This is a genomic window from Sphingomonas sp. (genome assembly GCF_036388435.1).
Lineage (GTDB): Bacteria > Pseudomonadota > Alphaproteobacteria > Sphingomonadales > Sphingomonadaceae > Sphingomonas.
This window is the reverse complement of record NZ_DASVRV010000053.1, coordinates 66,075-81,107: the sequence shown is the minus strand read 5'-3', so window position 1 is coordinate 81,107 and position 15,033 is coordinate 66,075. Positions and strand designations below refer to the sequence as shown.

Below are 15,033 nucleotides of genomic sequence, written 5' to 3'. Positions count from 1 at the left end.
TATTTCGTTTGTGTGGCTGGGGAGGAGCGTTACATTGCCCTCCCCGTATGTGAAGCGCGTTTCCCCCGACGCGCCAGAGGTGATTGAATGACCAAGCTGAGCGGCGGCGACTCGAAGAGCACCCTTTATTGCTCCTTTTGCGGCAAGTCGCAGCACGAGGTGCGCAAGCTGATCGCGGGTCCCACCGTGTTCATCTGCGACGAGTGCGTGGAGCTGTGCAACGACATCATCCGCGAGGAGACCAAGTCGTCGCTCGTGTCCAAGAAGGATGGCGGGGTGCCGACGCCGCAGGAAATCTGCGACGTCCTGGACGATTATGTGATCGGGCAGAAGCGCGCCAAGCGCGTATTGTCGGTGGCGGTGCACAACCATTACAAGCGGCTCAACCACGGCGCCAAGGGTGCCGATGTCGAACTCAGCAAGTCGAACATCCTGCTCGTCGGGCCGACCGGCTGCGGCAAGACGCTGCTCGCGCAGACGCTGGCCCGCATCCTCGACGTGCCCTTCACCATGGCGGACGCGACGACGCTGACCGAGGCGGGCTATGTCGGCGAGGATGTCGAGAACATCATCCTGAAGCTGCTTCAGGCCAGCGACTATAATGTCGAACGGGCGCAGCGCGGCATCGTGTACATCGACGAGATCGACAAGATCAGCCGCAAGGCCGAGAATCCGTCCATCACCCGCGACGTGTCGGGCGAGGGCGTCCAGCAGGCTTTGCTCAAGCTGATGGAGGGCACCACCGCCTCCGTGCCGCCGCAGGGCGGGCGCAAGCATCCGCAGCAGGAATTCCTGCAGGTCGACACGACCAACATCCTGTTCATCTGCGGGGGCGCGTTTTCGGGTCTCGAGAAGATCATCGGCGACCGGCTGCAGGGCAAGTCGATCGGCTTCGGCGCCTATGTGGCGTCGCCCGAGGAGAAGCGCACCGGCGAGGTGCTCCGCTCGACCGAGCCGGAAGATCTGCTGAAATTCGGCCTGATCCCCGAGTTCGTCGGCCGCCTGCCGGTGATCGCGACGCTGGAGGACCTCGACGTCGACGCGCTGGTCAAAATCCTGACCCAGCCCAAGAACGCGCTGGTCAAGCAGTATCAGAAGCTGTTCGAGATGGAGGATGTCGAGCTCGGCTTCACCGACGACGCGCTGGTGACGGTCGCCAAGAAGGGCATCGAGCGCAAGACGGGCGCCCGCGGATTGCGGTCGATCCTGGAGTCGATCCTGCTGGACACGATGTTCGACCTGCCCGGCATGAACGGCGTCGACGAGGTGATGATCGACAAGGACGTGATCGAGGGCCGCAAAGAGCCGATCCGCGTTTATGCCGAAAAGAAGAAGACCGGCGACGCGGCGTGATCCGGCGCTGATGTGACGCCGATCGGGGCGGGCATGGCGTAGGCTATGTCCGCCCTTCTCGCGTCAGGGGCCGACCGGACGGATGGAACCGCCGCGAGCGCCGCGCGTCCACCGACGATGATCGCTCGCCTGTTCCTCGCCTGCGCGATGCTGCTTACGCCTGGCGCGGCCTTGGCCTGCACCTTGTGTCACAGCGACACGGCCGAGCGGGTGCGCGCGGCACTGTTCGGGCCGGACCTGCTCACAAACGCCATGCTGGCGTTCGCTCCGGTGCCGGCTCTTCTGGCGGCGGTCTGGCTGGTGCCCGGAGCGCATCGTGACCGCTGATCCGTGCCGCGCGGTGGTGCGCGCGGGGGTCGCGATCGGCATCGGCATGGGCGGGTTCGTGGACGGCGTCCTGTTTCACCAGATCCTCCAGATCCACAACATGCTCTCCGCACGCATCTCGCCCGACACGCTGGTCGGGGCGAAGGTGAACATGGTGTGGGACGGCCTGTTCCACGCGTTCGTGTGGGGCATGACCGCGCTCGGCATCGGCCTTCTCTGGCGCGCGCGGGGCGTAAGCGCGGGGGTGCCCGGCCGCGTGTTCGGCGGCGCGCTGCTGCTCGGCTGGGGGTTGTTCAACCTGATCGAGGGAGTGATCGACCATCACCTGCTCGGGCTGCACCATGTCGTCGAGCGGCTCGGGCCGTCGGTGTGGGACTGGGTGTTCCTGGCGTCGGGCGTCGCCCTCGCCGCGACCGGGTGGATGCTGACGCGGCGGACGAAGGATTAGGGGCGCCCCCGCATCGCCTCGACCGCCGCCGACCGACGCAGGATCCGGGCGTGCGGGTCGATCACGATGTGCGCGCCCTCGGGCACGGCGAGGCTGCCCCGGCCAGCGGTCATCGCGACGCGCTCCAGTCGGTCGCCGACCTGCACCTCGACCGGCATGGGGAAGGGACCAGCGCCCGGCACGCGCCATTCGAGCAGCAGCCTTCCGCCCTCGCGCCGTTGCACCAGTTCGGGCAGCTTGGCCTGGCGCAGATACATGTCGAAGAACCAGCCGAGATCGCGCCCGGTCGCGTCGCGGACATACCCCTCGAATTCGCGCGTGGTGCCGAAGCGCGGGCGGAAGTTGCCGGGCTTCGGATCGGGGCGGCCATAGACCAGCCGCCGCGTCGCCTCGAAGAACGCCTTGTCGCCGATCAGATTGCGGAGCGTGTGGAGCATCCACGACGCCTTGAAGTAGATGTCGCTCCCCGGCCCGCCCTTGCTCGGCTCGTACACCTCCTCCGAGGTGCGGACTTGCCCGCTGACGATCGGCGCGTCGTTCAGGATGCGCGGGCGCTGAAGGTCCATCATCGCGGCATAGCGGGCCTCGCCTTCGCGCCAGCGGCCGTAGAGCGGCTGCATATAGGTGGCGAACCCCTCGTGCAGCCAGAAATCGTCCCAGTCCGCCGCGGTCAGCTGATTGGCGAACCATTCGTGGCTGAGTTCGTGATGGAACAGCCAGTCGAAGCCCTCCGTCGCCTTTTTATACTCGTTGCCGTAAGCGTTGATCGTCTGGTGCTCCATGCCGAGATGCGGCGTCTCGACCACGCCCAATTTCTCGTCCGCGAAGGGGTAGGGGCCGATCACCGCCTCGAAGAAGTCGAGCGTCGGTGCGAACTCGGCGAACAGCCCGCGCGCCTGCGCCGCGCGCGCGGGAAGGTGCCAGAAATGCAGGGGGACCGCGTTGCCGTAGCGGCTCCGATACGGCGCGCTCAACTCCTCATAGGGCCCGACGTTGAGCGCTACGCCATAGGTGTTGGGGTTGCTGACACGCCAGTTCCACCGTGTCCGCCCGTCCGCCAGCCGATCGACGCCGAGCAGCCTGCCGTTAGACGGTGCCTTGAGCCCGACCGGGACGGTGATGCGGAGCGTGACGACCGACGGCTCGGCGGTCGGGAAGTCGAGGCACGGCCAGAACAGGTCGCACCCGTAACCCTGCGCGGTGGTCGCGAACCAGGTCTCGCCCTTGGCGGCGGTCGACCAGACCACCCCGTCGTCCCACGGCGCGCGCACCGCGATGTGCGGGGTGCCTCCATAGGTGATCCGGGCCGTGAAGGCGCGTCCCGCCGCGATCGGGCGAGGGAGGGTGATGCGCAACCGCCCGTCCGGATTCGACCAGCCACCGGGGGCGAGCGGCACCCCGTCGATCGCGACCGCGCCGACGGGCAGGTTGCGGTCGAGGTCGATGCGCAATTCCCGCAATTCCGCCCGCGCGGTGAAGCGCAATGTCGCCACCCCCGCCAGCGCCCGCGTCGCGGGCAGCAGCTCGATCGCGAGATCGGCCTCGTCGAAGCGCAGCTTGGCCTGTTCGGGGTCGACCGCGCCACCCGACCGCTTGGTCCGTTCGGTCAGCTGCGGCTCGCCCTTTCCGGGCAGGATGTCGGCGGCGAGCAGGGCGAGCGGGAGGATGAACGGCGTCATGACGCGCATGTCGCATGCGCGGACGAACCGGGGAACATGCGATTGATGACGGTCCCGCGACGCCCCATATATCGGGGGCAAGGGCGCCTTACGGCCCCGTCGGAGTGTTCATGACCCAATCCCTTCCCGTTCTTCCGCTTCGCGATATCGTCGTTTTCCCCCACATGATCGTCCCGTTGTTCGTCGGCCGCGACAAGTCGGTCGCGGCGCTCGAATCGGCGATGGCGGCGGACAAGGAGATTTTCCTCGTCGCCCAACTCGACCCGGCCGAAGACGATCCCGGCCGCGCCGACCTGCACGAGCTGGGCGTCACCGCCACGGTGTTGCAGCTGCTGAAGCTGCCCGACGGCACGGTGCGCGTGCTCGTCGAGGGGAAAGCGCGTGCGCGGCTCGACCTGCTGGCGGAGGCCGAAGGCTTTCTGACCGCCGAGACCTCGCCGGTCGAGGACGCCGCGGTCGAGGGGCCGGCGGTCGAGGCGCTGATGCGCTCGGTCGTGTCGCAGTTCGAGAGCTATGCCAAGCTCAACCGCAAGCTGCCCGCCGAGACCGCCGTCCAGCTCGGCGAGATCGACGACGCGTCGCGCCTCGCCGATGCGATCGCGGCGAATATCCAGGTCAAAGTGCCCGAGAAGCAGCTGCTGCTGGCCGAACCCGATCCGGTGAAGCGGCTGGAGCGCGCCTTCGCGCTGATGGAAGGCGAGCTGGGCGTCCTGCAGGTCGAGAAGAAGATCAAGAGCCGCGTCAAGCGCCAGATGGAGAAGACCCAGCGCGAATATTACCTCAACGAACAGCTGAAAGCGATCCAGCGCGAGCTGGGCAACGAGGGCGAAGAGGGCGACGGCGACGAGATCGCCGAGCTGACCCAGAAGATCGCCACGCTGAAATTGTCCAAGGAAGCGCGGTCGAAGGCGACCGCCGAGCTCAAGAAGCTCAAGACCATGGCCCCGATGAGCGCCGAGGCAACGGTGGTGCGCAACTATCTCGACGTGCTGCTGGGGCTGCCCTGGGGCAAGAAGTCGAAGATCAAGCGTGACATCGCGGCGGCGCAGGTCGTGCTCGACGAGGACCATTACGCGCTCGACAAGGTCAAGGACCGGATCGTCGAATATCTGGGCGTCCAGGTCAGGACCAACAAGCTGAAGGGGCCGATCCTGTGCCTCGTCGGCCCGCCGGGCGTCGGCAAAACCTCGCTGGGCAAGTCCATCGCCAAGGCGACGGGGCGCGAGTTCATCCGCCAGTCGCTGGGCGGCGTGCGCGACGAGGCCGAGATCCGTGGCCACCGACGCACCTATATCGGCTCGCTGCCGGGCAAGATCGTGACCAACCTGAAAAAGGCGGGAGCGTCCAACCCGCTGTTCCTGCTCGACGAGATCGACAAGCTGGGCCAGGATTTCCGCGGCGATCCGGCGTCGGCGCTGCTTGAGGTGCTGGACCCGGAGCAGAACGGCAAGTTCAACGACCATTATCTGGAGATCGACATCGATCTGTCGGACGTGATGTTCGTGTGCACCGCGAACACGCTCAACCTGCCCCAGCCCCTGCTCGATCGGATGGAGATCATCCGGCTGGAGGGTTATACGGAGGACGAGAAGGTCGAGATCGCCGAGCGTCACCTCGTTGCCAAGCAGATGGAGGCGCATGGGTTCAAGCCGGGCGAGTTCGAGCTGACGCATGACGGGCTGCGCGCGTTGATCCAGCGCTATACGCGCGAAGCCGGCGTCCGCACGCTGGAGCGCGAGATCGCGAAGCTGTGCCGCAAGGCGCTCCGCCGCATCCTGGAGGGCAAGGCGACATCGGTGACGGTCACGCCCGACAACCTCCACGAGTTCGCGGGCGTCCAGAAATACCGGCACGGCCTGTCGGAGACCGAGCACCAGATCGGCGCGGTCACCGGGCTCGCCTGGACCGAGGTCGGCGGCGAGCTGCTGACGATCGAGTCGGTGACGGTGCCCGGCAAGGGCGCCGCCAAGATCACCGGCAAGCTGGGCGACGTGATGAAGGAGTCGATCGAGACCGGGTTCAGCTACATCAAGGCGCGCGCGCCCAGCTACGGCATCAAGCCCAGCCTGTTCGCGCGCAAGGATGTCCATATCCATCTGCCCGAGGGCGCGGTCCCCAAGGACGGGCCGTCAGCGGGCATCGGCATCGTCACCTCGATCGTGTCGACGCTGACCGGGGTTCCCGTGCGGCGCGAGGTCGCGATGACGGGCGAGGTGACGCTGCGCGGCCGGGTGCTGCCGATCGGCGGGCTGAAGGAGAAGCTGCTCGCGGCCCTGCGCGGGGGCATCGAGACGGTGCTGATCCCGCAGGAGAACGAGAAGGACCTGGCCGACGTGCCGGCGTCGATCAAGGACGGGCTGAAGATCATCCCCGTGTCCCATGTCGACGAGGTGCTCCGGCTCGCGCTGACGGAGCCGCTGGAGGCCATCGACTGGACGGACGCGGACGAGCTGGCCGCCATGCCGCCCGTGGGCGTCGCCCCGGTCGGGGGCGAATTGCACCACTAAGGCACAGGCCGCCGCCATTCACCCCGAATGGCGGCGGTTTCGTTTGACAGCAGCCGGACCCCCCGGCTTATTGAACCCTCGCCGCTGGGGAGATCGGTCCTCGCGCAACCGATACGACAGGGGTTTTCAGGCATGAACAAGCAGGAGTTGATCGCGGCTGTCGCCGACACCTCCGGGCTCACCAAGGGTGACGCCGTCAAGGCGGTCGAGTCGGTGTTCGACGCGATCTCGGGCGCGCTGAAAAAGGGCGACGAGGTGCGGCTGGTCGGATTCGGCACCTTCACCGTGTCCAAGCGCAAGGCGTCGACGGGCCGCAATCCGCGCACCGGCGAGCCGATGAGCATCAAGGCGTCGAACAGCCCCAAGTTCAAGGCCGGCAAGGGCCTGAAGGACTCGGTCAACTAGATGCTGGACAGGGGCGGGAGCCCCGTCTAGACGCGCCGCTTCCGAACGGGTTTCGGGCGCGTAGCTCAGCGGTAGAGCACACCCTTCACACGGGTGGGGTCACAGGTTCAATCCCTGTCGCGCCCACCATATCGGCCCGCCGCTCGCGAGATCGGCGGGCTTTTTCGTTTCTGATCGTCCCGCCGACGCATGGCCGGCGGGACGCGGACCGTGAAACCCAGGCCGGGGACGGCGGGGTTCCAAAATGGTCAACGCACGGCCGATTCAAAGGATTCACGGGGGCGGCGAGCGCCGCGGGGCAGGACCGATGTCGTGCCCGGTGCCGAGCCCGGGACAGCATCTGCACCGTCACACGTCCGTAACGGTCCCGTCACACGTCCGACGCCGAACTTGCACGGACCCGTCATGCGCGGGGCCTAGGCGACGGGGAGCGATCGATGGGGGCACAGCCGAGTCGATCCGGGGCACGCGCCCATACGCCAACGATCGACCGGGGAGTTACGACATGGCCAGCTTCAAGCGGATCAACCGCATCCTTCTGGCGGGGACCGCCTGCCTGGTTCTCGCCTCGTGCGACGGCTCCGACAGCGTGGCGTCGCCTGGCGAGGGCGTGGTGATCGTCCCCGCACCGGTCCCAAGCCCAAGCCCGAGCCCGACCGCCACCTCGACCCCGACCGGCGGACCCGCCGCCTCCTGCCCGGCCGGCACGACCGACGTGGGCGTCATCGCCGCCACCTATCGGAGCTGCCGCCTGCCGGTTTCGATCACCGGCAATCTGTCGCTCCCGCGCGCCACGGGCGTCGCTTATGAACTGAACGGCCGCGTGGACGTCGGCGTGGACATCGGTGGCGCGGGCACGACGCCCGGCGGCCAGAGCGCAACCCTGACGATCGCGCCGGGCGCGGTCATCTATGCCAACACCACCAATGCCGACAACGACTTCCTGGTCGTGAATCGCGGATCGCGCCTGGTCGCCGATGGAACGGAGACGCTGCCGATCATCTTCACGGCGCAGCAGAACCTCACCGGCCAGGCGACCGAGGACAGCCAGGGGCTGTGGGGCGGCATCATCGTGCTCGGCCGCGCGCCCATCTCCAACTGCAACAACACGACCGCGACGGGCGGTGCCGCCAATTGCGAGAACATCGCCGAGGGGCAGACCACCGCGCTCTACGGCGGCGCGGCCGCAACGGACAATTCCGGCGTGATCCGGTACGTCCAGGTGCGTTATTCGGGCACGGTCCTCAATTCGGGCAACGAACTGCAGGGCTTGACGCTGGCCGGGACCGGCTCGGGCACGACGGTCGATCACGTTCAAGTCCACAACAGCTCGGACGACGGCGTCGAGATCTTCGGAGGGCGCACCAACCTTCGTTACCTGGCGCTGACGGGCGCGGATGACGACGGTTTCGACACCGATGTGGGTTGGCAGGGGTTCGCGCAGTTCGTCCTGGCGATCCAGAAGCCGAGCAACACGCAGACCGACAATTATTCCACCGAAATCGACTCGAACGGCGCCGAGGACGCGCTGCCGCGCCAGCGCTACAATCTCGCCAATTTCACCTTCGTGCACACCAGCAGCGCGACCAATGCGGCGATCCGCCTGCGCGGCGGCGCCGATGCGCGCTTCATCAACGGTATCGTGACCAGCCCCGGCGCGTGCCTCAACATCGTCGCCAGCCAGACCAGCGCGACCGACAAGTCGACGGTTCGGCCCGCCAACGCGACGCTGGACGACCTGGGGCCGCCCGTCTTCAACTCGATCTTCTTCAACTGCGCGACGCCCTATTCCGAAACCGCCCAGGGCGGTGTCACCGTGACGGTGGCGGAGCAGCGCGCCGCCTTCACGACGGGGCCGAGCACCGGCAACAACGAAGCGGCCGGCGCGATCCTCACCACCGGCTATTTCCCGACGGGCGCGGCGGCGGCTGCGAACATCGCGTTCAATGCGTCCACCGTGAACAACTTCTTCGTGAACACGACCTTCGTCGGCGCGGTCAGCGGGCCGAACGACACCAGCTTCCAGGGCTGGACCTGCAACTCGAACCGCGCGACCTTTGCGACGGCCAGCCAGAGCTGCACGGCCGCGCCGCGTACCTGAGCGTGACCATATCCGGCGGGCGGTCACAGGGGCCGCCCGCCCCCTTCCCATATCTCGCGCCGGGGCAGCCATGAAGACCAAGATCATCTCCCTCCTTCTCGCGGGCACGATCTTCGCGCCCGCTTCCGCCTGGGGTCAGGCGAGCGGCGGAACGGCTGCGCCGACGCAAGGGGGCGGTGCGGGCAGCGTGCCGACCGGCACGGGCGCGCAGTCCGGAGCGCCCGGCGGGCAGGCGCTCGATCCGACGGCGGGCGACGCGCAGACGCCCGAGGAACAGGTCGAGGTATCCACCCCAGGCGGCGGCGCGCTTGCGGAGGACATCGTCGTCACCGGCTCGCGCATTCCCAACGTCCAGCGACGCTCGGCGGAGGTGGTCAGCATATTGTCCACCGCCGACATCGCGCGCACGGGCGAAGGCGACATCGCGGGCGCGCTGGGGCGTGTCACGGGATTGTCGGTCGTCGGCAACGGTTTCGTCTATGTCCGCGGGCTCGGCGACCGCTATTCGTCGTCGCTCCTGAACGGTTCTCCGCTCCCCAGCCCCGAACCACTTCGCCGCGTGGTGCCGCTCGACATCTTCCCGACCAACGTCATGGCATCGGCGCTGGTACAGAAGACTTATTCGGTCAACTACCCGGCCGAGTTCGGCGGCGGCGTCATCAATCTCACCACCCGCGCGGTGCCGGACGAGACCTTTCTCCAGGTCGGCGGCTCGCTTGGCGCCGACACGGTCACCACCAGCGAGCTGGGCTATGTCTATGACGGCGGCGATCATGACTGGACGGGCTTCGACGACGGCACGCGCAAGGTGCCCGGCGCGGTGCGGCGGGCGGGCACGGGCCTGACGGACGTCGCGACCGGCGACCTGATCGGATTGAACAACGCCCAGACCACCCTGCTGCTCCAGAACAACCAGCTGCCCGCCAATTTTTTCTATGAGGCGACCTTGGGGACCTCGGTCGACATCGGCGCCGTGCGCACCGGCGTCATCGCCGCCGCCGGCCTGTCCAACGGTTGGCGCACCCGCGGCATCCGTCAGCAGGTGGCGAACGACGACGCGGGCACGCTGACGGAGGATTTCCAGACGGTCCTGACCGACAACCGCGTGATCGTGAACGGCCTGCTCGGCTTCGGCCTCGAATCGGGTGATCAGCGCATCCGCTGGACCAACCTCTACATCCACGACACGCTGAAGCAGGGGCGTCTGGCTCGCGGCTCGATCGGCAACAGCAACCAGGGCGTGGTCGATCCCAATGCCGGCATCGCGCCGCTGATCGACCAGAATACCCGCTGGTTCGAGCGCGAGTTGATCGACACCCAGCTCGTCGGCGAGTTCAAATTCGGTGCCTTCTCGCTCGATGCGCGTGGCGCTTTCGCGAAAACAAAGCGAGACAGCCCATATGAGCGCGCATTCCGCTACGAGTACACCACGAACCTGACGCAGAATGGCGTCACCGTGCCGGTGAACGACTATGTCAACCGGCTGGGCCAGGTGACCTCCTTCGCCACGGTCGCGTTCAGCGAGTTGGACGAGGAGCTGATCACCGGCCAGGCGAACCTGACCTGGGCGGTGCCGTTCGAGACCGCGTTCAACCTATCGGTGGGCTATTTCTACAGCGACACCGACCGCAGCTCGTTTCGTTACGATTTCCGCGTCCGTGCGCCGAACAACGCAGCGCTCGCCGATCCCTATGCCCAGCTTCGTCCGGATTTCCTCCTGTCCGACTTCAACGTCCAGGTGAACGGGTTCTATCTCGACAACGAGTCCACGCTGAGCGGTGCAGCCGCCTATGATGCGGGGCTGCGGATCCATGCCGGTTACGCGCAGGTCGACGGAGAGATCACGACCGGGCTCCGCGCGCAGGTGGGTGTCCGTTACGAAGATGCCGACGAGTTCGTGCTACCGGTCGGGGGATTCGTGGCCACGCGGCTTCGGAACGATTACTGGTTGCCGGCGGTCACGGTGACCTGGAGCCCGGCGAGCGACATGCAGGTTCGCGGTCATCTTTCCAAGACGCTCGCCCGTCCGCAGTTTCGCGAGCTCGCGCCACAGATTTATCAGGATTTCGAATCGGATCGCCTGTTCTTCGGCAATCCCGCACTGGTCGACTCGCAACTGTACAATGCCGAGTTGCGTTACGAATGGTTCTTCGCGCGCGAGCAGCGTCTCGCTTTCTCCGGGTTCTACAAGCGCATCGACAATCCGATCGAGAATGTGGCCTTCTTCGCGGGTGAACGGCTACAGACAGGGTTCGCCAATGCGCCCCAGGCCACCCTGTTCGGCGGCGAGGCCGAGCTGCAGAAATATTTCAACCTCGACTCATTTGGCGACATGTTCGCCAACAAGCGCCTCGTCCTCATCGCCAACTATACCTATACCAAGTCCGAGCTGAAGATCGGGGACGAGCTCGTGGCCGATCCGTCGCAGGGTGGGAGCACCGTACGCCTGACTTCCGCGGCGGGCCTGTTTCCCGACGGAGCGCCGCTGACCGGGCAGTCCGAGCATCTGACGAACTTGCAGCTAGGCATCGAGGATCGCGAGCGGCTGTCGCAGTTCACCGTGTTGTTCAACTATGCGTCGGACCGGGCCACCAACCGCGGACCGGTGCAGTCCGGCGTCCGGTTGCCCGATTTTCGCGAGCGTCCCGGCCTGCGGCTCGACTTCGTCGCCCGCCAAGGGATCAAGCTTCCCTATGTCGGTAAGCAGATCGATCTGAAGTTCGAAGCGCGCAACCTGACCGGCACCGGTTATCGCGAGTTCCAGACGTTCGAGAACGGGGTCCGCGTCGACCTGAACCGCTATCGCTTGGGCCGCATCTTCTCGCTGGGCGCAAGCGTGACGCTGTAGGCGGAGGCGGCTTGGTCGCGGGTTGCCGTCGGGATGTGACGGCGCCGGGACGGAGCGACCTTGCTCCGATCGGCGTGCCGGTCCAGGGCGCATGGCTGGCGAGTTCGGGTCCTTCGTCCGCCAAGCGCATCCGTGCTTTGAAGCACGGCCGTAACATGGCACACGTAGCGCCGCAGGGGGCGGGACGGGATCACTAATGCGATTGCAACTCGACGCGCGCGCGCGCCGCTGGCTGAAGCGGCTGCCCGTCGTCAATCTCTATTCGCTGGCCGAACTGGCGCTGATGGCGGTGCTGGCGGCACAGCTCGCCCGGCTGTTCTGGGCGGTCGTCACCCCGGTCGACCCGCTGGGTGAGTGGCGCCCGGCGCCTATCGTCGTCCCCGCCTCGCCCGTCGACACGCTGACCGCCTTCGATCCCTTCTTCCGGCTGAGCGGCGCGCAGGCGGGGCCGGCGGTCGTCACCTCGCTCCAGCTCAAGCTGTTCGGCATCCGCATCGACGATGCGACCGGGCGCGGGGCCGCGATCCTCGCCGGTCCCGACGGCCTCCAGCGCAGCGTGTCCTTGGGCGAGGAGGTCGCGCCCGGCGTCCGTCTCACCGCGGTCGCGTTCGATCACGTCACGCTCGACCGGGGTGGTGCGAGCGAGGACCTGTTCCTCGACCAGTCCGGCCAGGTCGCGCCCGTTCAGCCGGGCGGGTCGGCCGCGGGGTCGACCGGCCAGGCCGGCGTGCCCATCGCCGATCTGCGCCAGGAGGTCGGCTTCATCCCGCGCATCGACGGGGGGCGGGTCAGCGGCCTCGTGCTGCGGTCGCAGGGAACGGGCGCGGTATTCGCGCAGGCCGGACTCCGCGACGGCGACGTGCTCACCTCGATCGGGGGGCGTCCGGTCAGCGGCCCCGATGATATCGACCGCGTCGCGCGCGACTTCGCCAGTGGCGGCAACCTTCCCATCAGCGTGGAGCGCGGCGGCCAGACGCTGCCCCTCGCCATCACGATCGCTCCGCCGCAATGACCAAGCTCCGCTCCTCGCTCCACGCCGTCGCGCTGGCCCTGACGATCCAGGCGGCCAGCCTGCCGGCGCAGACCACGCTCAACGTCCGCGACGCCGACATCCGCGCCTTCATCGCCGACGCGGCCAAGGTTACGGGCCGCACCTTCATCATCGACAGCCGCGTCCAGGGCAAGGTGACCGTCGTCACCGACCGCCCGCTCTCGCGCACGGAATATCTCGAGGTGTTCCTGTCGACGCTGCGCGCGAACAACCTGATCGCGGTGCCGACCGCGAACGGCGCGTTTCGCGTCCAGCCGCTCGACGGCGCCGCATCGCAGCCCACCCGCGTCGGATCAGCGGGCGCGTCGCGCAACAGCTTCGTGACCGAGATCGTCCGGCTGCGCTCGATCGACGCGCAATCGGCGCTCGACACGGTGCGCCCGCTCGTCAGCCAGCAGGGATCGGTCACCGCCAATCGCGCGGGCAATTCGATCGTGCTGGTCGACTTCGCCGACAATATCCGCCGCATCCGCGAGGTGCTGCGCCGCGTCGACACCGACAACGCGTCGACCCGCGTCGTCACGCTCCAGAATGCCGGCGCGGCCGAGATCGCCACCGCGCTCCAGGCATTGGGCCAGGCAGGCGGGCAGGGGAGCGCTCCCGGCGCGCAAAGCGCCTCGGTCGTCGCGATCGAGAGCGCCAATTCGATCGCGCTGCGCGGCGATGCGCCGACCGTGGCGCGGCTCGCCGCGATCGCCGCCGAGCTCGACCGCAAGGCGCGCAACGGCACCGAGATCAAGGTGGTGTTTCTGGAGAATGCCGACGCGGAACAGCTGCTCCCCGTGCTCCAGCAACTCGTCGGCCAGACGCCCGACCAGCCGACCCAGCAGACGCTCGGCCGCGGCAATTTCAGCAGCGGCGGCAATGCCGGCGCGAGCAACAATGCCGGGATCGCGCCGTCTTCCCCAGCGCCCGCGCCCGCCGCGGCAGGAGGCGGCGCGGCCGGCGGGCAGGCGGCGATCACGACCCAGGGCGGCCGGACCGCCGCCGTCGTGACCCGCTTCGCCGGGGCCAACGCGATCGTCATCGCCGCGCCCGCCGACATCCAGCGCCAATTGGCCGACGTCATCCGCCAGCTCGACACGCGCCGCGAACAGGTGCTGGTGGAGGCGATCATCGCCGAGGTGTCCGACGCGACGGCGCAACGGCTGGGCGCGCAGTTCCTGCTCGGCAATCTGTCGGGGGGGGCCTTCGCGGCCTCGACCTACGCCAACACCGCGCCCAATCTGCTGACCATCGCCGGCGCGATCGGCGCGCGCGAACTGGCGACGACCACCATCACGACGGGCAACGGCCAGACAGTCACGTCGACGAACAACGCCGCCAGCGACCAGCTCGCCCAGTCGGCGATCCAGTCGATCCTCGGCAGCACGGGCGGGTTCGCCGGCTTCGGGGGGACGATCGGCAACACGGTGTTCGGCGCGATCATCAACGCGGTGAAGAGCGATACCGCCTCCAACCTGCTCCAGGCGCCGCACCTCATCACGCTCGACAACCAGCAGGCGTCGATCCTGGTCGGGCAGGAGATCCCGATCACCACCGGCCAGGCGTTGTCGAACAATTTCGACAACGCCTTCCGCACCGTCCAGCGCGAGAATGTCGGCATCCAGCTGGACGTGCGCCCCCAGATCAACAGCTCGGGCGCGATCAAGCTGCAATTGCGCCAGGAGGTCAGCTCGATCGCCGGCCCCGTCTCGGCGGACAATAGCGAGCTGATCCTCAACAAGCGCGCGATCGAGAACACCTTCGTCGTCGATGACGGTCAGATCGTCGTCATCGGCGGACTGCTCGACGATTCCGAGCGTCGCACGATCGAGAAGATCCCGTTCCTCGGCGACCTGCCCGCGATCGGCAATCTGTTCCGCTCCAAGGCGCGCTCGCGGACCAAGACCAATTTGATGGTGTTCATCCGCCCGACCATCCTGCGCACCCCTGCCGACAGTCGCCGCATGACCGAACAGCGTTACGGCTATCTGCGCCAGCTCCAGGGCGGGGCGATGCCCAATGTCGAGCCCTCGATCGATCAGCTGGTGCGCGATTACATGGGCGCGGCACCGCCGATCCCGTCCGCGCCCATCCCCGGCAATATCGAGGACCCGGCCATCGCCGCGCCCGTGCGGCTCCAGCCGACCACCACCACGACGCGGGTGCGCCCGCGATGAGGGGCCGGGTTCGTGCCTTCGCGATGCGCGCGGAGGGGAGTAGGGTCCGCCCGTGACCGATCCCCGCAACCTGCCCGGTCCGGCCGGCTCGGACGGCGTCCTCGCATTCGGCGGGGCCGCGACCGAGCGCGATGTGCTGATCCGGCGCGGCG

The 15,033-nt window shown here is 67.6% G+C and carries 10 protein-coding genes and 1 tRNA gene; 10 read left to right on the top strand and 1 reads right to left on the bottom strand.

Going from position 1 to position 15,033, the window contains the following annotated elements:
* Positions 1–87: 87 nt before the first annotated feature.
* The 3 genes from clpX to VF592_RS13295 are packed head-to-tail and all read left to right on the top strand — an operon-like array spanning position 88 to position 2,128.
* Positions 88–1,353 carry an ATP-dependent Clp protease ATP-binding subunit ClpX gene (gene clpX / locus VF592_RS13305; RefSeq protein WP_331006112.1) on the top strand — a complete coding sequence of 422 codons (1,266 nt, stop codon included), beginning with the start codon at positions 88–90 and terminating at the stop codon, positions 1,351–1,353.
* A gap of 45 nt (positions 1,354–1,398) precedes the next feature.
* Positions 1,399–1,680, top strand: a complete 282-nt coding sequence (locus tag VF592_RS13300) for a hypothetical protein (protein ID WP_331006111.1) — start codon at positions 1,399–1,401, stop codon at positions 1,678–1,680.
* Positions 1,670–2,128: a DUF2243 domain-containing protein gene (locus VF592_RS13295; RefSeq protein WP_331006110.1), complete on the top strand. Its 459-nt coding sequence runs from the start codon at positions 1,670–1,672 to the stop codon at positions 2,126–2,128. The genes VF592_RS13300 and VF592_RS13295 overlap by 11 nt, the downstream gene beginning before the upstream one ends.
* On the opposite strand, the gene VF592_RS13290 is transcribed toward VF592_RS13295, so the two are convergent.
* Positions 2,125–3,807 (bottom strand): M1 family metallopeptidase, encoded by a 1,683-nt coding sequence (locus tag VF592_RS13290; protein ID WP_331006109.1) that lies wholly within the window; start codon positions 3,805–3,807, stop codon positions 2,125–2,127. The two genes, VF592_RS13295 and VF592_RS13290, sit on opposite strands and share 4 nt — an antisense overlap.
* A gap of 110 nt (positions 3,808–3,917) precedes the next feature.
* Here VF592_RS13290 and lon point away from each other — a divergent pair, with 110 nt between their 5' ends.
* From lon to gspD, 7 genes are all read left to right on the top strand, one after another.
* Positions 3,918–6,314: an endopeptidase La gene (gene lon / locus VF592_RS13285; protein ID WP_331006108.1), complete on the top strand. Its 2,397-nt coding sequence runs from the start codon at positions 3,918–3,920 to the stop codon at positions 6,312–6,314.
* A 132-nt stretch (positions 6,315–6,446) separates the two neighbouring features.
* Positions 6,447–6,719 carry an HU family DNA-binding protein gene (locus VF592_RS13280; protein WP_331006107.1) on the top strand — a complete coding sequence of 91 codons (273 nt, stop codon included), beginning with the start codon at positions 6,447–6,449 and terminating at the stop codon, positions 6,717–6,719.
* Between the two features lie 54 nt (positions 6,720–6,773).
* Positions 6,774–6,848: transfer RNA gene (locus tag VF592_RS13275), tRNA-Val, on the top strand.
* A gap of 376 nt (positions 6,849–7,224) precedes the next feature.
* Positions 7,225–8,820 (top strand): hypothetical protein, encoded by a 1,596-nt coding sequence (locus VF592_RS13270; RefSeq protein ID WP_331006106.1) that lies wholly within the window; start codon positions 7,225–7,227, stop codon positions 8,818–8,820.
* 70 nt (positions 8,821–8,890) lie between these two features.
* Entirely contained in the window at positions 8,891–11,668 is a 2,778-nt protein-coding gene (locus VF592_RS13265; RefSeq protein ID WP_331006105.1) for an outer membrane beta-barrel protein, read from the top strand.
* Positions 11,669–11,864: 196 nt separating this feature from the next.
* A complete protein-coding gene (locus VF592_RS13260) occupies positions 11,865–12,680 on the top strand; it encodes a type II secretion system protein N (protein ID WP_331006104.1) in 816 nt (271 codons plus the stop codon).
* The gene (gspD, locus tag VF592_RS13255; protein ID WP_331006103.1) at positions 12,677–14,881 is read left to right on the top strand and encodes a type II secretion system secretin GspD; all 2,205 of its coding nucleotides are present in this window, start codon (positions 12,677–12,679) and stop codon (positions 14,879–14,881) included. Before VF592_RS13260 ends, gspD begins: the two co-directional genes overlap by 4 nt.
* The last annotated feature ends 152 nt before the right edge of the window (positions 14,882–15,033 follow it).

Excerpts from the sequence above, each read along its gene's own strand:
- clpX (WP_331006112.1), top strand. The coding sequence starts at position 88 with ATGACCAAGCTGAGCGGCGGCGACTCGAAGAGCACCCTTTATTGCTCC.
- VF592_RS13300 (WP_331006111.1), top strand. The coding sequence starts at position 1,399 with ATGTCCGCCCTTCTCGCGTCAGGGGCCGACCGGACGGATGGAACCGCC.
- VF592_RS13290 (WP_331006109.1), bottom strand. The coding sequence starts at position 3,807 with ATGACGCCGTTCATCCTCCCGCTCGCCCTGCTCGCCGCCGACATCCTG.
- lon (WP_331006108.1), top strand. The coding sequence starts at position 3,918 with ATGACCCAATCCCTTCCCGTTCTTCCGCTTCGCGATATCGTCGTTTTC.
- VF592_RS13280 (WP_331006107.1), top strand. The coding sequence starts at position 6,447 with ATGAACAAGCAGGAGTTGATCGCGGCTGTCGCCGACACCTCCGGGCTC.
- VF592_RS13270 (WP_331006106.1), top strand. The coding sequence starts at position 7,225 with ATGGCCAGCTTCAAGCGGATCAACCGCATCCTTCTGGCGGGGACCGCC.
- VF592_RS13265 (WP_331006105.1), top strand. The coding sequence starts at position 8,891 with ATGAAGACCAAGATCATCTCCCTCCTTCTCGCGGGCACGATCTTCGCG.
- VF592_RS13260 (WP_331006104.1), top strand. The coding sequence starts at position 11,865 with ATGCGATTGCAACTCGACGCGCGCGCGCGCCGCTGGCTGAAGCGGCTG.
- gspD (WP_331006103.1), top strand. The coding sequence starts at position 12,677 with ATGACCAAGCTCCGCTCCTCGCTCCACGCCGTCGCGCTGGCCCTGACG.